Source organism: Pseudaquabacterium terrae (assembly GCF_013266755.1).
GTDB classification, from domain to species: domain Bacteria; phylum Pseudomonadota; class Gammaproteobacteria; order Burkholderiales; family Burkholderiaceae_C; genus Pseudaquabacterium; species Pseudaquabacterium terrae.
The window spans coordinates 130,268-155,598 of sequence record NZ_JABRWJ010000007.1 but is presented as its reverse complement, the minus strand read 5'-3'; the positions used below and the strand labels follow the sequence as shown (position 1 = coordinate 155,598).

General features: G+C 69.3%; 24 protein-coding genes. 20 read left to right on the top strand and 4 right to left on the bottom strand.

The window, feature by feature from the left end:
- Positions 1-2: 2 nt before the first annotated feature.
- Positions 3-434 carry an NfeD family protein gene (locus HLB44_RS22830; RefSeq protein WP_173127580.1) on the bottom strand — a complete coding sequence of 144 codons (432 nt, stop codon included), beginning with the start codon at positions 432-434 and terminating at the stop codon, positions 3-5.
- Positions 435-574: 140 nt separating this feature from the next.
- Here HLB44_RS22830 and HLB44_RS22825 point away from each other — a divergent pair, with 140 nt between their 5' ends.
- Positions 575-2,845 (top strand): arginine/lysine/ornithine decarboxylase, encoded by a 2,271-nt coding sequence (locus HLB44_RS22825; protein ID WP_173127577.1) that lies wholly within the window; start codon positions 575-577, stop codon positions 2,843-2,845.
- Positions 2,846-2,869: 24 nt separating this feature from the next.
- On the opposite strand, the gene fabI is transcribed toward HLB44_RS22825, so the two are convergent.
- The gene (fabI, locus tag HLB44_RS22820; RefSeq protein WP_173127574.1) at positions 2,870-3,655 is read right to left on the bottom strand and encodes an enoyl-ACP reductase FabI; all 786 of its coding nucleotides are present in this window, start codon (positions 3,653-3,655) and stop codon (positions 2,870-2,872) included.
- Between the two features lie 225 nt (positions 3,656-3,880).
- Between fabI and rimP the strand changes: the two genes are divergently transcribed.
- The 14 genes from rimP (at position 3,881) to HLB44_RS22750 (ending at position 18,793) form a co-directional block, all read left to right on the top strand.
- Entirely contained in the window at positions 3,881-4,480 is a 600-nt protein-coding gene (rimP, locus tag HLB44_RS22815) for a ribosome maturation factor RimP (RefSeq protein ID WP_173127571.1), read from the top strand.
- Entirely contained in the window at positions 4,480-5,958 is a 1,479-nt protein-coding gene (gene nusA / locus HLB44_RS22810; protein ID WP_173127568.1) for a transcription termination factor NusA, read from the top strand. The genes rimP and nusA overlap by 1 nt, the downstream gene beginning before the upstream one ends.
- Before the next feature lie 55 nt (positions 5,959-6,013).
- Positions 6,014-8,926, top strand: coding sequence for a translation initiation factor IF-2 (gene infB / locus HLB44_RS22805; RefSeq protein WP_173127565.1), 2,913 nt, complete (start codon positions 6,014-6,016; stop codon positions 8,924-8,926).
- Positions 8,927-9,009: 83 nt separating this feature from the next.
- Positions 9,010-9,375, top strand: a complete 366-nt coding sequence (gene rbfA, locus HLB44_RS22800) for a 30S ribosome-binding factor RbfA (protein ID WP_173127562.1) — start codon at positions 9,010-9,012, stop codon at positions 9,373-9,375.
- Positions 9,376-9,379: 4 nt separating this feature from the next.
- Complete coding sequence (gene truB, locus HLB44_RS22795) at positions 9,380-10,318, top strand: tRNA pseudouridine(55) synthase TruB (RefSeq protein WP_173127559.1); 939 nt, start codon at positions 9,380-9,382, stop codon at positions 10,316-10,318.
- Positions 10,319-10,338: 20 nt separating this feature from the next.
- Entirely contained in the window at positions 10,339-12,156 is a 1,818-nt protein-coding gene (gene typA, locus HLB44_RS22790; protein WP_173127556.1) for a translational GTPase TypA, read from the top strand.
- Positions 12,153-13,055: a DMT family transporter gene (locus HLB44_RS22785; RefSeq protein WP_173127554.1), complete on the top strand. Its 903-nt coding sequence runs from the start codon at positions 12,153-12,155 to the stop codon at positions 13,053-13,055. Before typA ends, HLB44_RS22785 begins: the two co-directional genes overlap by 4 nt.
- 93 nt (positions 13,056-13,148) lie before the next feature.
- The gene (locus HLB44_RS22780) at positions 13,149-14,183 is read left to right on the top strand and encodes a glycosyltransferase family 9 protein (protein WP_173127551.1); all 1,035 of its coding nucleotides are present in this window, start codon (positions 13,149-13,151) and stop codon (positions 14,181-14,183) included.
- Positions 14,180-14,575: a VOC family protein gene (locus HLB44_RS22775; RefSeq protein ID WP_173127548.1), complete on the top strand. Its 396-nt coding sequence runs from the start codon at positions 14,180-14,182 to the stop codon at positions 14,573-14,575. The genes HLB44_RS22780 and HLB44_RS22775 overlap by 4 nt, the downstream gene beginning before the upstream one ends.
- 121 nt (positions 14,576-14,696) lie before the next feature.
- Positions 14,697-16,457, top strand: a complete 1,761-nt coding sequence (locus HLB44_RS22770) for a wax ester/triacylglycerol synthase family O-acyltransferase (protein ID WP_173127545.1) — start codon at positions 14,697-14,699, stop codon at positions 16,455-16,457.
- Positions 16,458-16,508: 51 nt separating this feature from the next.
- Positions 16,509-17,336 (top strand): esterase/lipase family protein, encoded by an 828-nt coding sequence (locus HLB44_RS22765; protein WP_173127542.1) that lies wholly within the window; start codon positions 16,509-16,511, stop codon positions 17,334-17,336.
- A gap of 20 nt (positions 17,337-17,356) precedes the next feature.
- Positions 17,357-18,238, top strand: a complete 882-nt coding sequence (locus HLB44_RS22760) for an alpha/beta fold hydrolase (protein WP_173127538.1) — start codon at positions 17,357-17,359, stop codon at positions 18,236-18,238.
- A gap of 100 nt (positions 18,239-18,338) precedes the next feature.
- Positions 18,339-18,494, top strand: a complete 156-nt coding sequence (locus HLB44_RS22755) for a hypothetical protein (protein ID WP_173127535.1) — start codon at positions 18,339-18,341, stop codon at positions 18,492-18,494.
- A 5-nt stretch (positions 18,495-18,499) separates the two neighbouring features.
- Positions 18,500-18,793, top strand: coding sequence for a hypothetical protein (locus tag HLB44_RS22750; protein ID WP_173127533.1), 294 nt, complete (start codon positions 18,500-18,502; stop codon positions 18,791-18,793).
- 76 nt (positions 18,794-18,869) lie between these two features.
- Here HLB44_RS22750 and HLB44_RS22745 read toward each other — a convergent pair whose 3' ends face one another.
- Positions 18,870-19,712, bottom strand: coding sequence for a hypothetical protein (locus HLB44_RS22745; protein ID WP_173127165.1), 843 nt, complete (start codon positions 19,710-19,712; stop codon positions 18,870-18,872).
- 56 nt (positions 19,713-19,768) lie between these two features.
- On the opposite strand from HLB44_RS22745, the gene dusA reads away from it, so the two are divergent.
- From dusA to mtnA, 5 genes are all read left to right on the top strand, one after another.
- The gene (dusA, locus tag HLB44_RS22740; protein WP_246312440.1) at positions 19,769-20,755 is read left to right on the top strand and encodes a tRNA dihydrouridine(20/20a) synthase DusA; all 987 of its coding nucleotides are present in this window, start codon (positions 19,769-19,771) and stop codon (positions 20,753-20,755) included.
- Positions 20,756-20,838: 83 nt separating this feature from the next.
- Positions 20,839-21,081, top strand: a complete 243-nt coding sequence (locus HLB44_RS22735) for an antitoxin (RefSeq protein ID WP_173127527.1) — start codon at positions 20,839-20,841, stop codon at positions 21,079-21,081.
- Positions 21,082-21,089: 8 nt separating this feature from the next.
- The gene (gene vapC / locus HLB44_RS22730) at positions 21,090-21,479 is read left to right on the top strand and encodes a type II toxin-antitoxin system tRNA(fMet)-specific endonuclease VapC (protein ID WP_246312415.1); all 390 of its coding nucleotides are present in this window, start codon (positions 21,090-21,092) and stop codon (positions 21,477-21,479) included.
- A gap of 31 nt (positions 21,480-21,510) precedes the next feature.
- Positions 21,511-22,383 carry an S-methyl-5'-thioadenosine phosphorylase gene (locus HLB44_RS22725; protein WP_173127521.1) on the top strand — a complete coding sequence of 291 codons (873 nt, stop codon included), beginning with the start codon at positions 21,511-21,513 and terminating at the stop codon, positions 22,381-22,383.
- Positions 22,380-23,471: an S-methyl-5-thioribose-1-phosphate isomerase gene (gene mtnA, locus HLB44_RS22720; protein ID WP_173127518.1), complete on the top strand. Its 1,092-nt coding sequence runs from the start codon at positions 22,380-22,382 to the stop codon at positions 23,469-23,471. Before HLB44_RS22725 ends, mtnA begins: the two co-directional genes overlap by 4 nt.
- 15 nt (positions 23,472-23,486) lie before the next feature.
- Here mtnA and HLB44_RS22715 read toward each other — a convergent pair whose 3' ends face one another.
- Positions 23,487-25,328, bottom strand: coding sequence for a sensor histidine kinase (locus tag HLB44_RS22715; RefSeq protein WP_173127515.1), 1,842 nt, complete (start codon positions 25,326-25,328; stop codon positions 23,487-23,489).
- Positions 25,329-25,331 lie beyond the last annotated feature (3 nt).

Genomic DNA, 25,331 nt, shown 5'->3' with positions numbered 1-25,331 from the left:
CTTCAGGCGCCGGGACGATCGAGCATCAACTGGTTGCCGAGCACGGCGCGGATCACGTGCTCGCCGGGCTCGGGCGCGCCCTGACCGGCAAAGCGCGCGTCCCAGGCCGCGCCGCGATAGTGCACGCGCGCGGTGCCGTCCGCCGTCCAGGCCTCGACGCGCACGCGGCTGCCGATGTCGAGGTTCACGTCGGGGTTCGCCGCGGTGTCGGTGACCGGCCGGCCGCGGCGCTGGTGCCACACCGCGATCGCGGCGATGCCGACCAGCGCGCCGGTGATGAGCTGGCCGGTCTGGCCCAAGCCGGCGTGGGCGGCCAGCGCGGCGGCGGCGGTGCCCACCGCCAGCATCAGCAGGTAGAAGGTGCCGGTGGCGAGCTCGGCGGCCACCAGCGCCGCGGTGCCCAGCCACCACCAGGTCGAAGCCGTCCAATCCATCGTTGCACCCCTCGGCCGCAGTGCGGTCGCGCAGCAGTGTAGCCAGCGGCAGCGCCGTGGCGGGCTGTCATCGGCATGCCGGCAATCGGTCCTACACTTCGCGCTCTTCGAATTCCCCCCGCTCCCGAGGAGCCCTGTCGATGCTTCGCTTCCGCTTCCCGATCGTCATCATCGACGAGGACTACCGCTCCGAGAACACCTCCGGCCTCGGCATCCGTGCGCTCGCACAGGCGATCGAGAAAGAGGGCTTCGAAGTGCTCGGCGCCACCAGCTATGGCGACCTGTCGCAGTTCGCGCAGCAGCAGAGCCGCGCGTCGGCCTTCATCCTGTCGATCGACGACAACGAGTTCACGCCCGGCCCCGAGCTCGACCCGGCGGTGCTGAGCCTGCGCAAGTTCATCGAAGAGATCCGCTTCAAGAACGCCGACATCCCGATCTACCTGTACGGCGAGACGCGCACCTCGGCGCACCTGCCGAACGACGTGCTGCGCGAGCTGCACGGCTTCATCCACATGTTCGAGGACACGCCGGAGTTCGTCGCCCGGCACATCATTCGCGAGGCCAGGAGCTACCTCGACGGCCTGGCGCCGCCGTTCTTCAAGGCGCTGATGGACTACGCGCAGGACGGCTCGTACTCCTGGCACTGCCCGGGGCACTCCGGCGGCGTGGCGTTCCTGAAGAGCCCGGTCGGCCAGATGTTCCACCAGTTCTTCGGCGAGAACATGCTGCGCGCCGACGTCTGCAACGCGGTGGAAGAGCTGGGCCAGCTGCTCGACCACACCGGCCCGGTCGCGGCGAGCGAGAAGAACGCGGCGCGCATCTTCAACGCCGACCACTGCTTCTTCGTCACCAACGGCACCAGCACCAGCAACAAGATGGTCTGGCACCACACCGTAGCCCCGGGTGACGTGGTGGTGGTCGACCGCAACTGCCACAAGTCGATCCTGCACTCGATCATCATGACCGGCGCGGTGCCGGTGTTCCTGACGCCGACGCGCAACCACTACGGCATCATCGGCCCGATCCCGGAGAGCGAGTTCTCGCCCGAGACGATCCGCCGCAAGATCGCCGCCAACCCGCTGCTGGCCGGGGTCGATCCGAAGAAGGTCAAGCCGCGCATCCTGACGCTGACGCAGAGCACCTACGACGGCGTGCTCTACAACACCGAGACGATCAAGGCCAAGCTCGACGGCTACATCGACACGCTGCACTTCGACGAGGCCTGGCTGCCGCACGCCGCCTTCCACAAGTTCTACGGCGCCTACCACGCGATGGGCAAGGGCCGGCCGCGGCCGAAGGAAGCGATGGTCTACGCCACGCAGAGCACGCACAAGCTGCTCGCCGGCATCAGCCAGGCCTCGCAGGTGCTGGTGCAGGACTCGCAGACCAGGAAGCTCGACTTCCACCTGTTCAACGAGGCGTACCTGATGCACACCTCGACCTCGCCGCAGTACTCGATCATCGCCAGCTGCGATGTCGCCGCGGCGATGATGGAGCCGCCCGGCGGTACCGCGCTGGTCGAGGAAAGCATCGTCGAGGCGATGGATTTCCGCCGCGCGATGCGCAAGGTCGACAAGGACTTCGGCAAGGACTGGTGGTTCAAGGTCTGGGGCCCCGAGAAGCTGGTTCCCGAAGGCATCGGCCGCGCCGATGGCTGGATCCTCAAGGCCAACGAGAAGTGGCACGGCTTCGGCAACCTGGCGTCGGGCTTCAACATGCTCGACCCGATCAAGAGCACGATCATCACCCCGGGCATGGACATGTCCGGCAAGTTCGCCAAGACCGGCATCCCGGCGTCGATCGTCACCAAGTTCCTCGCCGAGCATGGCGTGGTCGTCGAGAAGACCGGCCTCTACTCGTTCTTCATCCTCTTCACGATCGGCATCACCAAGGGCCGCTGGAACACGCTGTTGACGGCGTTGCAGCAGTTCAAGGACGACTACGACCGCAATGCGCCGCTGTGGCGCATCCTGCCGGAGTTCTGCGCCGCGCAGCCGAAGTACGAGAAGCTCGGCCTGCGCGACCTCTGCCAGGCGATCCACGAGACCTACGCGAAGGGCGACATCGCGCGGCTGACGACCGAGATGTACCTGTCCGACCTGCAGCCGGCGATGAAGCCGAGCGAGGCCTACGCGCGCATCGCGCACCGCGACACCGAGCGCGTCGACATCGACCAGCTCGAGGGCCGCATCACCACCTCGCTGCTGACGCCGTACCCGCCCGGCATCCCGCTGCTGATCCCGGGCGAGCGCTTCAACCGCAAGATCGTGCAGTACCTGCGCTTCACACGCGAGTTCAACGCCCGCTTTCCGGGCTTCGACACCGACGTGCACGGTCTGGTCGAGGTCGACGACGAGGGCAGCCCGCAAGGGCGGCGCTACGCAGTCGACTGCGTGCGCGACGGCGGTTGAGCCCGCCGCGCCCGCCGCGACCGGTCAGCCTTCGCTGCCCGTGGCGGCGACCTGGCTGAAGCCGCCGTCGACGTAGAGCGTCTCGGCGCTGATGCCGCCGGCCAGGTCCGACAGCAGGAAGGCCGCGGCATTGCCGACGTCGTCGATGGTGATCGTGCGGCGGATCGGCGTGGTATTGGCGAACTCGTTCAGCAGCTTGCCGAAGTCCTTGATGCCGGAGGCGGCCAGCGTCTTGATCGGGCCGGCCGAGATCGCGTTGACGCGCACGCCCTTGGCACCGAGGCTGTGCGCGAGGAAGCGCACGCTGGCCTCCAGCGACGCCTTGGCCAGGCCCATCGTGTTGTAGTTCGGCACGTAGCGCGCGGCGCCCAGGTAGCTCAGCGTCAGCAGCGCGCCGCCGGGGCGCAAGCGCGGTGCCGCCGCCTTGGCCATCGCCGGGAAGCTGTAGGCCGAGATGTCGTGCGCGATGCGGAAGCCCTCGCGGCTGAAGCCCTCGAGGAAATCGCCGGCGATCGCCTCGCGCGGCGCGAAGGCGATCGCGTGCACGAAGCCGTCGAATGCGTCCCAGCGCTCGCCGAGCTGGGCGAACAGGCGCTCGATCTGTGCGTCGTCGGCGACGTCGCACTCGAAGACGCGATCGGAGCCGAACTCGGCGGCGAACTCGGTGATCCGGTCCTTGAAGCGCTCGCCCTGGTAGCTGAAGGCCAGTTCGGCGCCCTCGCGGTGGCACGCCCGGGCGATGCCGTAGGCGATCGAGCGGTTGTTGAGGATCCCGGTGATCAACAAGCGTTTGCCGGCGAGAAAGCCCATGAGGGTGGTCCTGTGTGTTCGGTTGTCTTCAGCGAAGCCCGAAATTCTCGCACGCAGTGTGTCCGGCGCACCCTCAGGCTTGTGGGCATAGCTCCCGCGGGCTACAATTAGCGCTTTCGCTGTTGAGCTGAATGGGCGGATTCATCCAGCCCATTTTTTTTGCTCGACCGCGTTTTTTCGTTGCTGAATTTGCGTCATTGAGCCAAAAGGGCAGAACCGAACACGATGAGCTGGCAGGCCACGGTGGAGCGCACCGTCACGGGTATGGGTTACGAAGTTGTCGACGTCGAGCGATCGATGGGTGGGCTGCTGCGCGTCACCATCGACCGGCTGCCCGGGCGAACGTACGAAACCGGGCCCCATGACGTCGTCACGGTGGACGACTGCGAGCTGGTCACGCGCCAGCTGCAACTGGTGCTGGAGGTCGAGGCGGTTGACTACGAACGCCTCGAAGTGTCGTCGCCCGGGCTCGACCGGCCGCTGAAGACACCGGCCGACTACGAGCGCTTTGCCGGCAACGAGGTCGAGGTGACGTTGCGCCAGCCGTTCCAGAACCGCAAGAAGTGGCGCGGCGTGCTGCAGCCACGCGCCGACGGCGGCTGGTGCCTGGTGCTGCCGACTCAGGCGCTCTCGAAGACGGCCGCCAAGGCCGCCGCGAAGGCGGCTGCCGCGGGCCCGGCGGCCGCGGCGGCACCCGCAGAACAAGCATTCGAATTTGCACTCGACGAAGTGCGTGAGGCACGCCTGGTGCCGGTGATCGACTTCAAGGGTCGTCGCCGCACCGGGGAAACCGTGCCCCAGGAGAACGACGGAGGTCAGGACTGATGAACCGCGAAATGTTGATGCTGGTCGATGCCATCTCACGCGAGAAGAGCGTGGATCGCGATGTCGTGTTCGGCGCGGTCGAAGCGGCACTCGCGCAAGCCACGAAGAAGCTGCACGGCGGCGAGGTGGACATTCGCGTATCGGTCGACCGCGATACCGGCGACTACGAGACGTTCCGTCGCTGGCACGTGGTGCCGGATGAAGCGGGCCTGCAACTGCCCGACTCCGAAATCCTGTTGTTCGAGGCCAAGGAGCAGATCTCCGACATCGAGGTCGACGACCACATCGAGGAGCCGATCGAATCGGTGCCGATCGGTCGCATCGGCGCGATGGCGGCCAAGCAGGTGATCCTGCAGAAGATCCGCGACGCCGAGCGCGAGACGCTGCTGAACGATTTCCTGTCGCGCGGCGACAAGATCTTCGTCGGCACCGTCAAGCGGCTGGACAAGGGCGACATCATCGTCGAGTCGGGCCGGGTCGAAGGGCGCCTGAAGCGCAACGAGATGATCCCGAAGGAGAACCTGCGCACGGGCGACCGCGTGCGGGCCTACATCGCCGGCATCGATCCCACCGCGCGCGGTCCGCAGATCATGCTGTCGCGCTCGTCGCCGGACTTCATGAAGGAGCTCTTCGCGCAGGAAGTGCCCGAGATGGAGCAGGGCCTGCTCGAGATCAAGAGCTGCGCCCGGGATTCCGGTTCGCGCGCCAAGATCGCCGTGGTCTCGCACGACAAGCGCGTCGACCCGATCGGCACCTGCGTCGGCGTGCGCGGTTCGCGCGTCAACGCGGTGACCAACGAGCTCGCCGGCGAACGTGTCGACATCGTCTTGTGGTCGGATGATCCGGCCCAATTCGTCATCGGCGCACTGGCGCCGGCGAACGTGCAGTCGATCGTCGTCGACGAAGAGAAGCACGCGATGGACGTCGTCGTCGACGAGGAAAACCTGGCGATCGCGATCGGCCGCGGCGGGCAGAACGTGCGCCTGGCGTCCGAGCTGACCGGCTGGCGCATCAACATCATGACCGCCGAGGAATCGCAGGCCAAGCAGACGCTCGAGAGCGATTCGATCCGCAAGCTCTTCGTCGACAAGCTCGACGTCGACGAGGAAGTTGCCGACATCCTGATCGCCGAGGGCTTCACCAGCCTCGAGGAAGTGGCCTACGTGCCGCTGACCGAGATGCTGGAGATGGAGTCGTTCGACGAGGACACCATCACCGAGCTGCGCACGCGCGCCAAGGATGCGCTGTTGACGATGGAGATCGCGCACGAGGAGTCGGTCGAGGAGGTGTCGCAGGACCTGCGCGACCTCGAAGGCCTGACGACCGATCTGATCGGCAAGCTGGCCGACGGCGGCGTGCACACCCGCGACGACCTGGCCGACCTGGCGGTCGACGAATTGGTCGAGATGACGCAGATCGACGAAGCCGCCGCCAAGGCCCTGATCATGAAGGCACGGGAGCATTGGTTCACGGCGTGATACGCCCTCTGAACCGCCCCTGATGACCACTGAAGTTCACGCAAGGAAACCCCCAATGGCCGTGACCACCGTCGCCCAGTTCGCAGCCGAGCTGAACCGTCCTGCCGGGACGCTGCTCGAGCAGCTGCAGTCTGCCGGTGTCGCGAAGAAGTCACCCGACGACGCGCTGACCGAAGCCGACAAGGAGCGTCTGCTCGACTACTTGCGCACCGCCCACGGCACTGCCGGCGGCGACCGCAAGAAGATCACGCTGACGCGCAAGTCGACCAGCGAGATCAAGCAGGCCGACGCCTCCGGCAAGGCCCGCACGATCCAGGTCGAGGTGCGCAAGAAGCGTGTCTTCGTCAAGCGCGACGAAATGCCGGGGGTGCCCGACGCGCCGGGCGCAGCGTCGGCCGAGGACGCCGAGCTGCAGCGCCGCGAGGATGAAGCGAACGCGCAGGCCGAGGCGCTGCGCCGCCAGGCCGAGGAGCTCGCCGAAGCTCAGGCCCGCCGCGAGGAAGAAGAACGCCAGGCCCGCGAGGCTGCCGAAGCCGCGGCCAAGGCCGCCGCCGAAGCCGCGGCGCGCGAAGCCGCGGAAGCTGCTGCTGCCAAGGCTGCCGAGGCCGCCGCCGCGGCGGCGATCGAGAAGGCCGCCACGCCGGCCGGGGCCGACAAGGCCAAGCCGGCACCGGTCGCCGAGAAGGCAGCACCCGCGCCTGCGCCGGCCGCCGCCAAGCCGGCAACGCCGGCACCGGCGCCGGCTCCCGAGCCGCCGAAGCCCGGCCTGCGCGTCGTCAAGGCCGGCACCGACGAGGCGATCGAGAAGCAGCGCATCGCCGACCTCGACAAGCGCCGCAAGGCCGCCGAGTCCGAGGCCGCCGCGATCCGCGCGATGATGAACGCGCCGAAGAAGGTGCTGACCGCCAAGAAGCCGGAAGAAGCCAAGCCGGCGGCGGCCAAGGAAGCCATCACCGGCACGATCCACAAACCGAAGGGCGCGCCGGGCGCGACGCCAGCCGCACCGGGTGCCGCGAAGCCGGGCGACAAGAAGTCGGTCAAGTCCGAGAAGCTGTCGTCGAGCTGGGCCGACGATGCGGCGAAGAAGCGTGCCGCCTTGAAGGGCCGCAGCGATTCCGGTGCCGGCCGTGCCGGTTGGCGCGCGCCGCGCGGCGGACGCCGTGGCGACCGCGGCGACGATTCGCCGGCGTTCAGCGCGCCGAGCGAACCGGTCATCCAGGAGGTTCATATCCCCGAGACGATCAGCGTCGCCGATCTCGCGCACAAGATGTCGGTCAAGGCCAGCGAGGTCATCAAGCAGTTGATGAAGCTCGGCCAGATGGTCACGATCAACCAGCAGCTCGACCAGGAGACGGCGATGATCGTCGTCGAGGAAATGGGCCACAAGGCGCTGGCTGCGAAGCTGGACGACCCGGAAGCCTTCCTCGAGGAAGAACATGCCACGACGCAGGCCGAGCTGATGCCGCGCGCGCCGGTGGTCACGATCATGGGTCACGTCGACCACGGCAAGACCTCGCTGCTGGACTACATCCGCCGCACCCGCGTCGCCGCCGGCGAAGCGGGCGGCATCACGCAGCACATCGGCGCCTACCACGTCGAGACGCCGCGCGGGACGATCACTTTCCTCGATACGCCGGGCCACGCTGCGTTCACGGCGATGCGTGCCCGCGGCGCCAACGCCACCGACATCGTGATCCTGGTGGTCGCGGCCGACGACGGCGTGATGCCGCAGACGAAGGAAGCCATCCACCACGCGAAGTCGGCCAAGGTGCCGATCGTCGTGGCGATGAACAAGATCGACAAGCCGGAAGCGAACGTCGAGCGCCTGAAGGGCGAGCTGGTCGCCGAGCAGGTGGTGCCGGAAGACTTCGGCGGCGACTCGCCGTTCGTGGCCGTGTCGGCCAAGACCGGCCAGGGCGTCGACGATCTGCTCGAGCAGGTGCTGCTGCAGGCCGAGGTGCTGGAGCTGACCGCGCCGACCACCGCCCCCGCCAAGGGCCTGGTGATCGAAGCCAAGCTCGACAAGGGCCGCGGCCCGGTCGCGACGGTGCTGGTGCAGTCGGGCACGCTCAAGCGCGGCGACGTCGTGCTGGCGGGCTCGAGCTACGGCCGCGTGCGCGCGATGCTCGACGAGGACGGCAAGACGATCCAGGAAGCCGGGCCGTCGATTCCGGTGGAGATTCAAGGTCTCACCGAAGTGCCGCAGGCCGGTGACGAGTTCATGGTGTTGACCGACGAGCGCCGCGCCCGCGAGGTGGCCACCTTCCGCCAGGGCAAGTACCGCGAAGTGACGCTGAACAAGCGCCAGGCCGCCAAGCTCGAGAACATGTTCGACAACATGGGCGAGGGCCAGGCACAGACGCTGGCGCTGATCATCAAGGCCGACGTGCAGGGCTCGCAGGAAGCGCTGTCGCAGTCGCTGGTCAAGCTGTCGACCGACGAGGTCAAGGTGCAGATCGTGCACGCGGCGGTCGGCGGCATCAGCGAGAGCGATGTCAACCTGGCGATCGCGTCGAAGGCCGTCATCATCGGCTTCAACGTGCGCGCCGACGCCGGCGCGCGCAAGCTGGCCGAGGGCAACGACGTCGACCTGCGCTACTACAACATCATCTACGACGCGGTCGACGAGGTGAAGGCGGCGATGTCCGGCATGCTGGCGCCGGAGCAGCGCGAAGAGGTCATCGGCGCGGCCGAGATCCGCACCGTCTTCGTGGCATCGAAGATCGGCACCGTCGCCGGCTGCATGGTCACCGCCGGGGTGGTGCGCCGCAACGCGCGCTTCCGCCTGCTGCGCGACCACGTGGTGATCTACACCGGCGAGATCGATTCGCTCAAGCGGATGAAGGACGACGTGCGCGAGGTCAACGAAGGCTTCGAGTGCGGTATCAAGCTGAAGAACTACAACGACATCGCCGAGGGCGACCAGCTCGAGTTCTTCGAGGTCAAGGAAGTCGCCAGAACCTTGTAAGGCGGAATCCGGCTCGACCACGAACCCCGCCTTCCGACAAAGAAGGCGGGGTTTGTGCTTGAAGAGCTCGCCAGGAGCACCCCATGCGTCACAAGAAAGCCATCCCCAACCGCAGCTTCCGCGTCGCCGACCAGATCCAGCGTGATCTGGCCGAGCTGATCCGCGAGCTGAAGGATCCACGCGTCGGCATGGTCACGCTGAACAGCGTCGAGGTCACGCCCGACTACGCGCATGCCAAGGTGTACTTCTCGCTGCTGGTCGGCAACCCGGCCGAATGCGAAGCGGGCTTGAACGAGGCCGCCGGGTACCTGCGCAACGGCCTGTTCAAGCGGCTGCAGATCCACACCGTGCCGACCCTGCACTTCCAGTTCGACCGCACGACCGAGCACGCCGCCGAGCTGAGCGCGCTGATCCGCCAGGCCAACGCCACGCGGGCCAAGGACGAGTGAAGCGATGAACCGCCCCGTGCGCCAGCGCCAGGTGCGCCGTGCCTTGCACGGGGTGCTCCTGCTCGACAAGCCGCTCGGCTGGACGAGCAACGACGCCTTGCAGAAGGCGAAGTGGCTGCTGCGCGCCGAGAAGGCCGGCCACACCGGCACGCTCGACCCGCTGGCGACCGGCCTGCTGCCGCTGTGCTTCGGCGCGGCGACCAAGTTCTCGCAGGTCAGCCTGGATGCCGACAAGGCCTACCGCGCGACCCTGCGCCTCGGCCAGCGCATGTCGACCGGCGACCTCGAGGGCGAGCTGGTCGACGAACGCCCGGTGGACGTCGACCGCGCAGCGATCGATGCGGCCTGCGCGCGCTTCACCGGTCCGATCGAGCAAGTGCCGCCGATGCACTCGGCGATCAAGAAGGACGGCAAGGCGCTCTACGAATACGCGCGCGCCGGCCTCGAGGTCGAACGCACGCCGCGCCGCGTCACGATTCATTCGATCGACATCGTCGACTGGCAGCATGAGACGCTGGTGATCGACGTTCGCTGCAGCAAGGGCACCTACATCCGCACCCTCGCCGAAGACATCGGCGAGGCGCTGGGCTGCGGCGCGCACCTCGCGGCGCTGAGGCGCACCGGCACCGGGGCATTGACCCTGGCCGATGCACTGACGCTGGAGCAACTCGAGGCGATGGACGAAGCCGCGCGCGAAGCGCACCTGCTGCCGCCCGATGCACTGCTCACCGATTGGCCGAGCTTGCAGCTCGACGGCGGCGAAGCCGGCCGTTTCCTCTCCGGGCTGCGCCGCCGCGTGCAGCATGCCGATGCGCCCGAAATACGCGTGTATGGCCCCGAACCCGGCGCCTTCCTCGGCAGCGCCCACATCACCGCCGGCGAGCTGATCGCCGACCGCCTGCTGAGCCCGCCTGAAGTGCAGGCGCTGCTGCAGACGGCCTGAGAATTCCCCGAAAGACGACCATGAGCCCACAGATCCGCAACATCGCAATCATCGCGCACGTCGACCATGGCAAGACCACGCTGGTCGACCAGCTGCTGCGCCAGAGCGGCACCTTCCGCGACAACCAGCAGATCGCCGAACGCGTGATGGACAGCAACGACCTCGAGCGCGAGCGCGGCATCACGATCCTGGCGAAGAACTGCGCGGTGCAGTGGAAGGACACCCACGTCAACATCGTCGACACCCCCGGCCACGCCGACTTCGGCGGCGAGGTCGAGCGCGTGCTGTCGATGGTCGACAGCGTGCTGCTGCTGGTCGATGCGGTCGAGGGCCCGATGCCGCAGACCCGCTTCGTCACCAAGAAGGCACTGGCGCTGGGCCTCAAACCCATCGTCGTCGTCAACAAGGTCGACCGCCCCGGCGCGCGCTGCGACTACGTCATCAACGCCACCTTCGACCTGTTCGACAAGCTCGGCGCGACCGAGGAGCAGCTCGACTTCCCGGTGATCTACGCCTCGGGCCTGAACGGCTGGGCGACGCTGAAGGCCGGCGAGGTCGGCACTGACCTGGCGCCGCTGTTCGATGCCGTGCTCGAGCATGTGCCGCCGCACGAAGGCGACGAGAACGCGCCGCTGCAGCTGCAGATCTGCTCGCTGGACTACTCCAGCTACGTCGGCCGCATCGGCATCGGCCGCATCAACCAGGGCACGCTTAAACCCCTGACCGACGTGGCCGTCTGCGAAGGCCCCGACAGCACGCCGCGCCGCGCGCGCATCAACCAGGTGCTGACCTTCGAAGGCCTGGAGCGCCGCCAGACCGAAAGCGCCGGCCCCGGCGACATCGTGCTGATCAACGGCATCGAAGACATCGGCATCGGCGTCACGATCACCAGCCTGGACGATCCGCAGCCGCTGCCGATGCTGACCGTCGACGAGCCGACGCTGACGATGAACTTCTGCGTCAACAACTCGCCGCTGGCCGGCCGCGAGGGCAAGTTCGTCACCAGCCGCCAGATCTGGGACCGCCTGCAGCGCGAGCTGCAGAGCAACGTCGCGCTGCGCGTGAAGGAGACCGACGAGGATGGCATCTTCGAGGTCTCCGGCCGCGGCGAGCTGCACCTGACGATCCTGCTGGAGAACATGCGCCGCGAGGGCTACGAGCTGGCCGTCAGCAAGCCGCGCGTCGTGTTCCACGAGGTCAATGGCGAGCGCCACGAACCGATCGAGATGGTCACCGTCGACATCGAGGACCAGCACCAGGGCGGCGTGATGCAGGCGCTGGGCGAGCGCAAGGCCGATCTGGTCAACATGGAGACCGACGGCAACGGCCGCGTGCGGCTCGAATACCGCATCCCGGCGCGCGGCCTGATCGGCTTCTCGAACGAGTTCATGAACCTGACGCGCGGCACCGGCCTGATCAGCAACATCTTCGACGGCTACGAGGCCTACAAGGGCGAGATCGAAGGGCGCAAGAACGGCGTGCTGATCAGCATGGACGACGGCGAGATCTTCACCTATGCGCTCGGCAAGCTCGACGACCGCGGCCGCATGTTCGTGAAGCCGGGCGACCCGGTCTACGAAGGCCTGATCATCGGCATCCACAGCCGCGACAACGACCTCGTCGTCAACGCCACCCGCACCAAGCAGCTGACCAACTTCCGCGTCAGCGGCAAGGAAGACGCGATCAAGATCACGCCGCCGATCATCCTGACGCTGGAGTACGCGGTCGAGTTCATCGCCGACGACGAGCTGGTCGAGATCACGCCGAAGTCGATCCGCATCCGCAAGCGGTTCCTGAAGGAACACGATCGCAAGCGGGCCCAACGCGAAGCCGCATGACCCATAGCCGCGCCGTCTCGCTGATGGTGCTGGTGACGCTGATGTGGAGCATCGCCGGCGTCGTGACCCGGCACCTCGACTCGGCGCGCAGCTTCGAGGTGACGTTCTGGCGCAGCCTGTTCAATGCGCTGGCCTTGATCGTCGCATTGAGCTTGATGCGCGGCCCGGCCTTGTGGCGCGGCATCGCCCGCGCCCGTTGGCCGTTATGGGCCTCGGGGCTGTGCTGGGCGGTGATGTACACCAACTTCATGGTGGCGATCACGCTGACGACTGTCGCCACGGTGCTGGTGACGATGTCGATCGCGCCGCTGGTCACCGCGCTGTTCTCGCGCGTCTTCCTGAACCACCGGCTGCCGGCGCGCACTTGGGGCGCGATCGGCGTCGCGGGCCTGGGCATCGCATGGATGTTCGGCCGCCAGGCGGTCGAGGGCGGCTCGTCGCTCACCGGCATCCTGGTCGCGCTGGGCGTGCCGTTGGCGGGCGCGACGAACTGGACGCTGCTGCAGTACATCCACCAGAAGCATCAACGCGATCCCAGTGTCGAGGAGCCCGACATGCTGCCGGCGGTGCTGATCGGCGCGCTGCTGTCGGCGGCGGTCACGCTGCCGTTGGCCTGGCCGCTGTCGGCATCGGCACACGACCTGTCGCTGCTCGGCCTGCTCGGCGTCGTGCAACTGGCGATCCCGTGCCTGATCGCCGTGCGCATCGCCCGCGTGCTGCCGGCGCCGGAGATCTCGCTGATCGCGCTGCTCGAGGTAATCTTCGGCGTGCTGCTGGCCTGGGTCGGCGCCGGCGAGGCTCCGGGGCCGACGGCCTTGTCCGGCGGCGCGCTGGTCATCGGCGCGCTGCTGGCCAACGAGGCCTTCGCGCTGCGCCAGCGCCGCCTTTCCGTCGCCTGAGCGTTCGCCGTGCTGGTACGCTCGCGCGGCATGGCAGCGCCACGCCCTCTCGGCGACCTTCACGACCCTGAGACAGCAGATCCCGATGCACCGGTGGTCGTGCGCTTCCCGGCGGTCGGCGATGCGGTCCTGCTCACGGTGCTGCTGAACGCGCTGGCCGAGCGTTATGGCCGGCCGGTGCATCTGCTGTCGTCGGGCGAATGGACGCCGGTGCTGCTCGGTCACGATCCGGCCTTGTCGGAGCTGCGACTGGTCGCCAGCCGCCGGTCGCCGCACTGGCTCACGCCCTCGCGCTGGAGCGCAGTGCGCTGGCTGCGCGCGCACCGCGGCCCCGTCTACCTGTGTGATCCCGATGTCCACGGCGAGCGCATCATCGCGCGTGCCGGCATCCCGGAGCCCCGCCTCGTGCGCGCCTGGCAGCACTGGCCGGGTGACGGCATCCACTGGGCCGACTGGTGGCTGCAGATCGCGCAACTCGACGCCGCCGACGTGCCCGGACCCGCGCGCGTGCCGCAGGTGCCACCCCGGCCACGGCTCGTCGTGCCGGCGGCCTGGCACGACGAGGCCGGGCAGTGGCTGCAGCGCCTGGGCCTGGCGCAGCGGCCGCTGGTGCTGGTCCAGCCCGGCCACAAGAAAACCTACAAGCGCGGCCGCCTCGGCACCGGAACGCACGACAAGCACTGGCCCGCGCAACGCTGGGCGACGGTGATCCGCGGCGTGCTGGCCGAGCTGCCCGACGCGGCGGTGCTGGTCTGCGGCTCGGCGCGCGAGGCGGGGCTGGCGCAGGCGATCGTCGATGCGGCCGCGGTGCCGGCGTCGCAGGGCCTGGTGATCAACGGCGCGGCGCACCAGTTGACGCTGCAACGGCTGGCCGGCCTGGCCGCGCGCGCGGTCGGCATGATCTCCGTCGACACCGGCCCGGCGCACGTGGCGGGCGCCATGGACTGCCCGCTGGTCGTCCTCTATGGCCAGGCCGGCTGGAAGCGCTGGAAGCCACGCTCGGCCAGCGGTCGCGTGATCGCGCTCGGCCCGTGCGAGCCGTCGCCGGACGCGAAGGTGATGGACATCGAACCCGCTCAGGTGCTGGCGGCGTGGCATGCGCTGCAGCGTGAGGAAGCCACGGCATGACGCTGGCGGCCGTCGCGCTGCTGGTGCGCGAGTACGACGAGGCGATCCGCTTCTTCACGGCGGCGCTGCGCTTCGAGCTGGTCGAGGACACGCCGATGGGCGACAAGCGCTGGGTGATCGTGCGCCCGCGCGCAACCGCCGGGGCCGAAGGCGCCGCGCTGCTGCTGGCTCGCGCCGCGACGCCCGAGCAGCAGGCGGCGATCGGCCGCCAATGGGCCGGCCGCGTTGGCCTGTTCCTGCACAGCGCCGACTTCGCCGCCGACCATGCCCACATGCAGGCCGCGGGCGTGCGCTTTCTCGAAGCGCCCCGGCACGAGCCTTACGGCACCGTCGCCGTCTTCGAGGACCTCTACGGCAACCGCTGGGACCTGCTGCAAGCGCGCGACGCCTAGGGTTCCCCCGCGCCGCCGCCGCGTACCTGGACCCCTAGCATCCGACCATGGACCCCCAGCTCACTTCGTTCGCGGCCCCCGAGGGGCGCTCAGTGCCCTTCGGGCGGCCGGGCGGGCACTGATGAAGCGCCTGTCCGGCCTCGACGCCACCTTCCTGTACCTCGAAACGCCCGAGATGCCGATGCACGTCGGCGCGCTCAACGTCTTCGAGCTGCCCGCCGGCTTCAAGGGCCGTTTCGTCACCGCCTTGCGCCGTCACATGGCCGAGCGGCTGCCGCTGGCGCCGGCACTGCGGCGCAGGCTGTGGTGGATGCCGCTGAACCTTGCGAATCCGGCCTGGGTCGATGCCGAGCCGGACTTGAACGAGCACATCGCCGAATACAAGCTGCCGAAGAGCGCGAAGCAGGGCGACGGCATGGCGGCGCTCGAAGCCGCCATCGGCGAGCTGCACGTCAAGCTGCTCGACCGCAAGCGGCCGCTGTGGAAGTTCTGGGTGCTCGAAGGCCTGGGCCCGTCGCCGGAAGGGCGCCGGCGGGTCGGCCTGTACTCGCAGCTGCACCATGCGGCGGTCGACGGCCAGGCCGCCGTCGCACTCGGCCAGGTGATCCTCGACCTGGTGCCGAGCGGCCGCGACCTCGACATCAAGCCCAGCAAGCGCGAGAAGACCTTCCGCCTCGGCGTGCCGGAGATGCTGCGCGGCGTGCTGGCCAACGAGGCGAAACAGGTCGCCAACATCGTCAAGTCACTGCCCGACACCGTCGGCACCATCGCCAGCACCGCCGGCGTGGTGCTGCAGAAGAGCCAGCTGCTCGGCGGCAAGAAGAAGGGCGCCAAGGTCAGCAATGTCACGCTGGCGCCGCGCACCGTGCTGAACCAGTCGGTCACCGCCGGCCGCGCCTTCGCCGGCGTGTCGCTGCCGCTGGCCGAGCTGAAGGCGATCGGCCGCGCCAACGACGCGACCATCAACGACATGGTGCTGCTGATCTGCTCCACCGCCTTGCGGCGTTATTTCCAGCAGCACGGCACGCTGCCGCGCAAGTCGCTGATCGCCGCGGTGCCGATCTCGCTGCGCGAGAAGGGCGACACCACCTCCGACAACCAGGCCTCGATGAGCCTGATCAGCCTGGGCACGCACCTGGCCGACCTGCGCAAGCGCCTGGCGCACGTCAAGGCGGCGACCGCGGCGATGAAGTCGACGATGGGCAGCCTGAAGAGCATCCTGCCGACCGACTTCCCGTCGCTCGGCGCGCCGTGGCTGATCGAGGCCGCCACTGCGCTCTACGGCAAGGCGCGGCTGGCCGAGAAGATCCCGCAGGTGGCCAACGTGGCGATCAGCAACGTGCCCGGCCCGCCGGTGCCGCTGTTCATGGCCGGCGCGCGCATGAAGGCCAACTACCCGACCTCGATCGTCGTGCACGGCATGGCGCTGAACGTCACCGTGCACAGCTACGAGGACCAGCTCGATTTCGGCGTCATGGCGGATGCGCAGGCGATGCCCGACGTGCGGCAGCTGGCCAATGCGATGCAGGTGGCCTTCGACGACCTGCGCGCGCTGAATCCGCCGCCGGTCACCGCGGCGCCAGGCGTCGCGGAGACCGGCCGCGCGGTGCTCGGCCAGGCGCGGCGGCGGCTCGCCGGCGTCGTCAGCGACGCGATGAAGGGTGTCGCCGGCAGCGCCGTCGGCCGCAGCGTGTCGCGGGCGCTGCCGGATGCGGCGCGCGGCGTCGTCGGCGCGGCGGTCGGCCAGGCGGTGAAGACCGCCATGCAGACGGCGACCCGCACCGCGACGAGAGGTGCCACCCAGGCGGCGCTCGACACTGTCGCTCTCGTGACACGTGCACCTAGGGCAAGCGCTCCGTCGGCCCCCAAGCGGCGCCGATAAGATCGGACGCATCCGGGCACGTTGGGAGCCCGGCAACACAACACGTCCTGAATGGCCCTGAATCGCCGACGCAAGCCCGCCGGCCCGCCGCCTCCCGGTGTGGACCACCTTCAACCCCCGGGGCCGCTGCTGCTGATGCTCGAAGCCCGTGCGCCCTGGGAGTGGGCTGCGATGCTGGCCGCCGCGCCGTGGCTGCGCCAGTTGCCGCGCGGCGACGGGCATCCGGTGCTGGTCTTCCCCGGCCTCGGCGCCACCGACATCACCACCGCCCCGCTGCGCAGCTTCCTCGAGGACCGGGGCTACGTGCCGTACCCGTGGAAGCAGGGCTTCAACTTCGGTCCGCGCAACGGCGTGCTCGAGGCCTGCCGCGAGCATTACCGCTACGTCGCCGAGCGCCACCAGCGCCCGGTCAGCCTGATCGGCTGGAGCCTGGGCGGCGTCTACGCCCGCGAGCTGGCGAAGGAAGTACCCGAGCGCGCGCGCTGCGTCATCACGCTCGGCTCGCCCTTCGCCGGCCATCCGCGCGCCACCAACGCGTGGCGCTTCTACGAGATGGTCAGCGGCCAGAGCGTCGAGCACAACGAGGCGCTGATCGCGCAGCTGCGCGTGCCGCCGCCGGTGCCGACAACCTCGATCTACAGCAAGACCGACGGCGTCGTCGCCTGGCAGTGCAGCATCAACCCCGACGAGCCACATGCCGAGAACATCGAGGTCCATGCCAGCCACATCGGCATGGGCATGAACCCGCTCGCGCTGTACGCCATCGCCGACCGCCTGGCGCAGGACCCCGGGCGCTGGGAGCGCTTCGACCTGCGCGGCGCGCGGCGCTGGTTCTTCAAGACGACGCACCTGTCGCCGATGCAGGCCAGCCAGTTCTAACCATCGAAACGAGCGTCACGATGCGCGTGCAAGCCAATGGCCTCGAATTCGAGGTCGACGACCAGGGCCCGCCCAACGGCGAGCCGCTGCTGCTGATCATGGGCCTGGGCATGCAGCTGATCGCCTGGCCCGACGAGCTCGTCGCCGACCTGGTCGGCCGCGGCTTTCGCGTGATACGGCTCGACAACCGCGACATCGGCCTGAGCTCGCACCTCGACCACCTCGGCGTGCCGAGCCTGGTCAAGGCGGCGCTGCGCCACGCGCTGCACCTGAAGGTGCGCTCGCCGTACCCGATGAGCGCGATGGCCGACGACGCGCTCGGCGTGCTCGATGCGCTGGGCATCGCGCGGGCGCACGTCTGCGGCGCCTCGATGGGCGGCATGATCGCGCAGCACCTCGCCGCCCGCCATCCGCAGCGCGTGGCCAGCCTGACGCTGCTGATGACCAGCTCCGGCGCGCGCCATCTGCCCCAGCCGCGCATGGCGGTGCGCCAGGCGCTGATGACGCGGCCGCGCGGCCCGGACCTGGAAGCGAAGATCGCGCACTACGAACACCTGTTCCACGTCATCGGCAGCCCGGCCTACCGGCCCGATCCGCAAGCGCTGCGCCAGCGCCTCGAACGCAGCGTGCGCCGCTCGTACCACCCGGCGGGCGTCGTGCGCCAGATGGTGGCCATCGCCGCGGATGGCGACCGCTCGCCGCTGCTGAGGGACATCCAGGCGCCGACGCACGTGATCCACGGCGAGGACGACCCGCTGGTGCCGGTGGGTGCGGCACACGACCTGTTGCAAAAGATCTCTGGCGCCAGCCGTGACCTGATCCCGGGCATGGGCCACGACCTGCCGCAGCAGCTGCTGCCCCGGCTGGCCGCGGGCATGGCCATGAACGCGGCGAGGGTGTAAGTGAGCTTGCCCTACGCGATACAGCGTATTGCGAGCGTGTCGATCGGGCGCGTAGCCTGTGGTCGTGACCTGCGCCGACTCCCGGCTGCCGGGAGCACACATGAAGCGATCGACCATCCTGACGGGCAGCATCCTGGCCATTGCCGCACTGGGCGGCTACTGGCTCGCCACGCGGCCTGCCGAGCTGACCGTGCAACAGGTCAGCATTGACGTGCCGGCACTGGCAGCCTCGGTCGCCTCCGGCCGGTTCCCCTGACGATGATGACCCGCGGCATCACGCACGTCCGGCTCGGTCTCGATGGCCGGATCGCCGTGGTTCGATGGCAGGAGGTCGCCACGGCCCGAATGCCGACCGGTGCGGCGCAGGAAGCCACGCTGGAGCAGCTCGCGGCTGCTATCGAAGCCGGCGAGACCATCGAGTTCTGGAGCCGGCTCAACGGCGGGCAGCGGGCGTCGGGCGGCGAGGTGCGGATCGAGCGCGACAGCGACGGCAAGCTGCGGCTGATCGAGGCGCGCGCCAGCGGGCAACGGCTGGACGATCTGCCGCGGTTCTGAGGCTGCCGGGCGCGAATGAACCAGTGGCTGCGGTCCAGCCGCCCAGCCAGGCGCCTGGCCTCGAACTCGAAGCCGCTCAGCGGAACAGCGCAGAAAACCCAGGGGCCGAGTACAGCTTGAACAGGACGCCCTCGAGCGCCGTCTGGAGCTGAAAGCTGATCTGCCCGCAGGCCGTTCCCGCGCCATGGCGCCCCTCGAACTCGTGCACCGAGGTCACGGATATCGGTGGCTTTCCCTCGTCGGCCAGCGTCAGGTCGATGGCCCAGTGGGCGTTGCCGAACAGCGCCGAACTGAAGTCGAATTGGTCCAGCCAGATCTGCACCTTCGGCCCATCCTCGCTCGCAAGGCCTGCCTGCTGCAGTTCCAGGTTGACGGCCGCCTCCAACAGCGTGGCGAACGACGCCTGGCCAGGCGCATAGATCGGGTAGCTGCCGCGGCACAGCAGCCAATCGAACTGCTTCTTGTCGGGATGAAAAGCCACGCGCCGCGGTGTGGTCGCACCGATCTTCAACTGGTTCAGCAAGGCCACGTTCTTCGCGGACGGCGTGTAGCTGTTGGCGTAGAACTCCCGAAAGCCCGGCAGCAGGATGTAGTGTTCCTTGGGCCGCTCGGCGTGCGCGGCCGGCGCGAAGGACAGCGCGAGCGGCACCACGAAGGGCAGTGCGGCGACCAGCGTACGCCGCAAGGTCGATGACAGCGCTGAGCGCAGGCGGCGCAGGGCGACGAGCCCGGTGCAATGGGTCATGTTCTTCCTACTTGGGACGGGGCGCGCACGCTGCGCATGTGGACGGTCTCGGATTGTTCCGCAGCGCGGTTCCAACGATGACTCGCTTGCTGGGAAAATGTGCCCGTGTGCGCCGCTTTGCACGGATGCACGGCATGTGCGCCGCACGCTGGCCTCTTTGCGCTCCTCAATCATCGAGAAAATCTGTCTTGAATCAACAGCTTAGCAAGTGGCGCCTGTCCGTAGCCCCGATGATGGACTGGACCGATCGCCACTGCCGCTACTTCCACCGGCTGATCACCAAGCGCACGCGGCTGTACACCGAGATGGTGACGACCGGCGCGCTGCTGCACGGTGATGTGCCGCGGCATCTCGACTTCAACGCCGAGGAGCACCCGCTCGCGCTGCAGTTGGGCGGCAGCGAGCCGGCCGACCTGGCGCACAGCGCGCGGCTCGCCGAGCGCTGGGGCTACGACGAGGTCAATCTCAACTGCGGCTGCCCGAGCGAGCGCGTGCAGCGCGGCGCTTTCGGCGCCTGCCTGATGGCCGAAGGCGCGCTGGTGCGCGACTGCGTGAAGGCGATGCGCGACGCAGTGGGCCTGCCGGTGACGGTCAAGCACCGCATCGGCATCGACCGGCAGGAGTCCTACGAGTTCGTGCGCGATTTCGTCGGCACCGTGGCCGAAGGCGGCTGCACGGTCTTCATCGTGCATGCGCGCAACGCCTGGCTCAAGGGGCTGAGCCCGAAGGAGAACCGCGAGATTCCGCCGCTGCGCTACGAGATCGTGCACCGGCTCAAGCGCGAGTTCCCCGAGTTCACCGTGGTGCTGAACGGCGGCATCGACGACAACGAGGGCGTCGCGCGCGAGCTGCAGCTGATCGACGGCGTGATGCTCGGGCGCGAGGCGTACCACAACCCGGCGCTGATGGCCGGCTGGGATGCGGACTTCCTCGGCGCGCTGGGGCCGGCCGCCGAGGCCGACGATGCCTGGCGCGAGATGATCGAGGACCACATGGCCGCGTACATGGCGCGCCAGCAGTCCGAGCGCGGCGTGCCGTGGGCGCACGTCGCGCGCCACATGCTCGGGCTGTGGAACGGTCGGCCGGGCGCGCGCCGCTGGCGCCAGGTGTTGAGCGACCACCGGCTGAAGGACCGGCCGGCGGCCGAGGTGCTGCTGCTCGCGCGCAGCGCGCGCCGCGGCGAGGTCGCCGTCGAGCGCGCGGTGCAGGCCGCCTGAGGCGGCGCGTCAGTGGTCATTGGCCGTTCACCAACATAGCTACACCGTATACACTACCGGCTTCGAACCGCAGGATGACCGTCATGAGCGTTGCCAAGCTCTTCACGCACGGCGGCAGCCAGGCCGTCCGTCTGCCCAAGGAGTTCCGCTTCGAGGGTACAGAAGTGCACGTGCGCCGCGTCGGCAACGAGGTGGTGCTCAGCGCCGTGCCGCCTCCGGATGCCAACGCGATGATCGCGGCCTTGGAGGCATTCGAGCCCGATGTCCGGCTGCAGCGCGATCAGCCGCCCGAGCAGCACCGCGCCACGTTCGAGGTTCAACGCTGATGCGGTACATGCTCGATACCGACATCTGCATCTACGCCATCAACGAACGGCCGCCTGCCGTGTTGAGGAAGCTGCGCGAGCATCAACCAGCCGGCCTGGGCGTATCGTCGATCACCGCTGCCGAACTCCACTACGGCGTCGCGCGCACCGGATCCAAGCGCAACCTGGAAGCCTTGCGCCGCTTCCTGGCGACCCTCGAAGTTTCACCCTTCGATGCAGCTGCCGCGGAACTCAGTGGCTCATTGCGCGCCTGGCTCGCGTCGCAAGGTACGCCTATCGGACCCTATGACACGCTGATCGCCGCCCACGCACACGCCGTCGGCGCAACACTCGTCAGCAACAACCTGCGCGAGTTCGAACGGGTGCCGGGCCTGCGTCTCGAGAACTGGGCTGCCTGACGTCGGGACCCAACGCACCAAAGGAGCGTCCATGCTCGGCATCATCGGCGGCAGCGGCGTCTACGAGCTCGCGGGCCTGCAGGACACGGCGTGGGTGGCGGTCGACACGCCCTGGGGCGCGCCGTCCGATCAAATCTTCATCGGCACGCTGCCGACGCCGCGCGGGCCGGCCCGGCTGGCCTTCCTGCCGCGCCATGGCCGCGGCCACCTCATTCCGCCCTCGGAGGTCAACTACCGGGCCAACATCGCGGCGCTGAAGCACCTGGGCGTGACGGACGTGCTGTCGCTGAGCGCCGTCGGCAGCCTGCGCGCCGACCTGCCGCCGGGGCGCTTCGTGCTGGTCGACCAGTTCATCGACCGCACGACGGCGCGGGTCAAGTCCTTCTTCGGCCGCGGGCTGGTCGCGCATGTGTCGATGGCCCATCCCGTGTGCGGGCGGCTCGGCGACCATCTGCAACAAGCGTTGTCGGCGCTGGACATCGCGGCCACGCGCGGCGGCACCTACCTGGCGATCGAAGGGCCGCAGTTCAGCACGCTGGCCGAGTCGCGCCTGTACCGCTCGTGGAATGCCGACGTCATCGGCATGACGAACCTGCCCGAGGCGGCGCTCGCCCGCGAGGCTGAACTCTGTTACGCCTCGGTAGCCATGGTCACGGACTTCGACTGCTGGCACCCGCAGCATGACGCCGTGACCGTCGACGCGATCATCCAGGTGCTGTTGTCGAACGCCGACCGCGGGCGCGCGCTCGTCGCGGGCGTGGCCGAAGCGGCCTGCCACGATCCGACGGCGGCCGGCTGCGCCTGCCGGCGTGCCCTCGACCATGCGCTGATCACGGCGCCGTCAGCGCGTGATCCCGCGGTCGTTGAACAGTTGAAGTTCATCGCCGGGAGACTGCTCGGATGATCGTCGCCGGCCAGCGCCGCCGCACGATCTGGCCGGCCGCCGAGGCCGATGCCGTCTACATCATCGACCAGCGCGGCCTGCCGCACCGCTGGCTCGAACTGCGCCTGACCGACATCGCCGAAGTGCATGCGGCGATCCGCTCGATGGCGGTGCGCGGCGCGCCGCTGATCGGCGCGACCGCCGCTTATGGCCTGGCACTGCAATGCCGCCACCAGGCGACCGACGCGGCGCTGCAGGCAGCCAAGGCCTTTCTCGACAACGCGCGGCCGACCGCGGTGAACCTCGCCTGGGCGACGCAGCGCATGCTCGATGCGCTGGCCCCGATCGCCCTCGACGAACGCTGCGCGGCGGCCTGGGCCGAAGCCGGCGCGATCGCCGACGAGGACGTCGCGGTCAACGAGTCGATCGGCGAGCACGGGCTCGCGCTGCTGCGCCGCCTGGCCGCGGCCAAGCCGGCGGATGCCCCGCTGCAGGTGCTGACGCATTGCAATGCCGGCTGGCTGGCGACGGTCGACTGGGGCACCGCGCTGGCGCCGGTCTACAAGGCGCAGGCGGCCGGCCTGGCCGTGCACGTGTGGGTCGACGAGACGCGGCCACGCAACCAGGGCGCCAGCCTGACCGCCTGGGAGCTCGGCCAGCAGGGCGTGCCTTTCACGCTGATCGCCGACAACGCCGGCGGCCATCTGATGCAGCGCGGGCAGGTGGATGTGGTGCTGGTCGGCGCCGACCGCGTGGCGGCCAACGGCGATGTCTGCAACAAGATCGGCACCTACCTGAAGGCGCTGGCCGCACACGACAACGGCGTGCCGTTCTACGTCGCGATGCCGCTGTCGAGCTTCGATGCCACGCTCGGCGACGGCCGGGCCGAGATCCCGATCGAGGAGCGTGCGGCGCGCGAGCTGACGCACATCGCCGGCCTCGACGACAAGGGCGAGATGACGGAGGTGCAGCTCGCGCCGGCCGGCTGCAATGCGCTGAATCCGGCCTTCGACGTGACGCCGGCGCGGCTGGTCGGCGGGCTGATCACCGAGCGCGGCATCGTCGCTGCACAGGCCGCCGCGCTGCAGGCGCTGGTCGGCGCGGCCTAGCGTCCTAAAGACGCGTCAGGCGACGGCGGGCGGCAGCGGCCAGCGCAGGCACACCCGCGTGCCGCGCGGCGCGGTGCTCTCGACCACCAGGCTGGCGCCGATCGCCTGGGCGCGGGCCTGCATGTTCGCCAGGCCGCGCCCGGCATGCGGCGGCGCGGCGCCCGGCTGCAGCCCGCGGCCGTCATCGTGCAGGCTCATCTCGATCGCCGGCGCGGGCGTGTCGACCAGCCGGGCGCTGACGCGGATGCGCGAGGCCGCGGCGTGCTTCAGCACATTGGTCACCGCCTCGAGCAGGATGCGCTGCACCTGCAGCACGCTGTGCGGCGTCAGGTGCGCCAGCGGCGGCAGCGGCGGCATGTCCCAGTCGACGGCGATGCCGGCCGCCGCGAGCCGAGGCTGCAGCCGGTAGCGCAGCGTCGCGAGCACGGTGGTCAGGTCGCCGTTCATCGGCTGCAGCGCGTCGACCGCCATGCGCATCTCGTCGAGCGCGAGCTTGGCCTGCTCCTGCACCAGCGCAGCGTCGACCGGGCCCTGGCTGGCGAGGTTCAGCAGCGCCACCAGCTGCGCACCGACACCGTCGTGCAGCTCGCGCATCGTGCGCTGGCGCTCCTCGAGCACCGCCTGCTCGCGCTGCTGCAGGTGCAGCGTGTCGAGGGCCTGGCGCAGCTCGTCCTCGCGCTGCTGCACGCGTTGCGCGAGCTCGTCGTTGAGCTGGCGATAGTCGAGCACGGTGCGGTTGTGGCGCTGGGCGATCAGGCCGAACATGCCCAGCGCGATCAGGAAGGTCGCGAACGGCATGACCGACAGGCGACCGCCGCCACCGGGCCACCAGCCCAGGCGCACGCCCAGGTCGTGCGCGCTGCCGGTCAGCAGCAGCAGCGCAACCGCCGCCAGCAGCCAGCGCGCCGCACCGCCGCGCGCCCAGGCGACGCGGCCGAGCGCGATCACGACCGCCACGCCGTAGGGCACCATGGCCACCAGGCCGATGTCCCACAGCAGCGGCTTGTGCAGCAGCAGCGCGACGATGCCGAGCCCCGCCGAGACCACCAGCGTCGCCGCCATCGAACGCCGCAGGCGCGCGCCGGTGGCGTCGACCATCAGCGCGCCGACGTGGATGATCGTCACCAGGTGCGCGGCGTACGCCGCCGCGGTGATCGCGCCCCAGGCCGGCCACGGCACCGGCACGTCGGACCAGATGCGGTCGAGGTGGCGCACGACGCCGAGCAGCGCCGCGAGGCCGAACCAGCCGTACAGCGGCTCGCGCTGGCGATGCCACAGCGCAAGCGACAGCGCACCCATCAGCGCGAAGCCGGCGACGAGCACCAGCGCCGCGTGGTGGCGCCAGCGCAGTTGGTCCGCCAGCACTTCGGCGAGCGTGCTGGCGGGTCCGTACTGCACCAAGGACAGCCCGCCCCAGCGCGAGGCCTGCGTTGTCACCTCGACCTCGAGCCGGTTGCCTTCGGCCTGCAGCAGCACGGCCGGCACCGGCACCAGCCGCGTCGTCTTGGCGGCATCGAAGCGCGGCTTGCCCAGCTCGCCGAAGCGCGCGACGACGCGGCCGTTGACCCGCACCTCGACCTGGTTGCCGACGCGCGTGAAGAGCAGCGCCATCGGCTCGTCACCGCCGCCGGCGGGCAGCGCCAGCGTGTAAAGGGCGCGGCCATCGCGACCCGGAAAGGCCTCGTCCCACCGATGCGACAGCTTCAGCGCTGGCTGCTGCTGCGGCGGCAGGCCGGCGGGCTCGAGCCGGGCCTGCGCCTCGCGCAGCGTGATCACGTCGGTCTTGGCCTGCGTCGGCGCCAGCAGGCCGGCGAACAGCGTGACGGCGAGGATCAGCGTGTGGAGCAGCCGCTGCAAGGA

Bases quoted from the DNA above. Each gene is read 5' to 3' on its own strand.
- HLB44_RS22830 (WP_173127580.1), bottom strand. From the start codon at position 434: ATGGATTGGACGGCTTCGACCTGGTGGTGGCTGGGCACCGCGGCGCTG.
- HLB44_RS22825 (WP_173127577.1), top strand. From the start codon at position 575: ATGCTTCGCTTCCGCTTCCCGATCGTCATCATCGACGAGGACTACCGC.
- fabI (WP_173127574.1), bottom strand. From the start codon at position 3,655: ATGGGCTTTCTCGCCGGCAAACGCTTGTTGATCACCGGGATCCTCAAC.
- rimP (WP_173127571.1), top strand. From the start codon at position 3,881: ATGAGCTGGCAGGCCACGGTGGAGCGCACCGTCACGGGTATGGGTTAC.
- nusA (WP_173127568.1), top strand. From the start codon at position 4,480: ATGAACCGCGAAATGTTGATGCTGGTCGATGCCATCTCACGCGAGAAG.
- infB (WP_173127565.1), top strand. From the start codon at position 6,014: ATGGCCGTGACCACCGTCGCCCAGTTCGCAGCCGAGCTGAACCGTCCT.
- rbfA (WP_173127562.1), top strand. From the start codon at position 9,010: ATGCGTCACAAGAAAGCCATCCCCAACCGCAGCTTCCGCGTCGCCGAC.
- truB (WP_173127559.1), top strand. From the start codon at position 9,380: ATGAACCGCCCCGTGCGCCAGCGCCAGGTGCGCCGTGCCTTGCACGGG.
- typA (WP_173127556.1), top strand. From the start codon at position 10,339: ATGAGCCCACAGATCCGCAACATCGCAATCATCGCGCACGTCGACCAT.
- HLB44_RS22785 (WP_173127554.1), top strand. From the start codon at position 12,153: ATGACCCATAGCCGCGCCGTCTCGCTGATGGTGCTGGTGACGCTGATG.
- HLB44_RS22775 (WP_173127548.1), top strand. From the start codon at position 14,180: ATGACGCTGGCGGCCGTCGCGCTGCTGGTGCGCGAGTACGACGAGGCG.
- HLB44_RS22770 (WP_173127545.1), top strand. From the start codon at position 14,697: ATGAAGCGCCTGTCCGGCCTCGACGCCACCTTCCTGTACCTCGAAACG.
- HLB44_RS22765 (WP_173127542.1), top strand. From the start codon at position 16,509: ATGGCCCTGAATCGCCGACGCAAGCCCGCCGGCCCGCCGCCTCCCGGT.
- HLB44_RS22760 (WP_173127538.1), top strand. From the start codon at position 17,357: ATGCGCGTGCAAGCCAATGGCCTCGAATTCGAGGTCGACGACCAGGGC.
- HLB44_RS22755 (WP_173127535.1), top strand. From the start codon at position 18,339: ATGAAGCGATCGACCATCCTGACGGGCAGCATCCTGGCCATTGCCGCA.
- HLB44_RS22750 (WP_173127533.1), top strand. From the start codon at position 18,500: ATGACCCGCGGCATCACGCACGTCCGGCTCGGTCTCGATGGCCGGATC.
- HLB44_RS22745 (WP_173127165.1), bottom strand. From the start codon at position 19,712: ATGATTGAGGAGCGCAAAGAGGCCAGCGTGCGGCGCACATGCCGTGCA.
- dusA (WP_246312440.1), top strand. From the start codon at position 19,769: ATGATGGACTGGACCGATCGCCACTGCCGCTACTTCCACCGGCTGATC.
- HLB44_RS22735 (WP_173127527.1), top strand. From the start codon at position 20,839: ATGAGCGTTGCCAAGCTCTTCACGCACGGCGGCAGCCAGGCCGTCCGT.
- vapC (WP_246312415.1), top strand. From the start codon at position 21,090: ATGCTCGATACCGACATCTGCATCTACGCCATCAACGAACGGCCGCCT.
- HLB44_RS22725 (WP_173127521.1), top strand. From the start codon at position 21,511: ATGCTCGGCATCATCGGCGGCAGCGGCGTCTACGAGCTCGCGGGCCTG.
- mtnA (WP_173127518.1), top strand. From the start codon at position 22,380: ATGATCGTCGCCGGCCAGCGCCGCCGCACGATCTGGCCGGCCGCCGAG.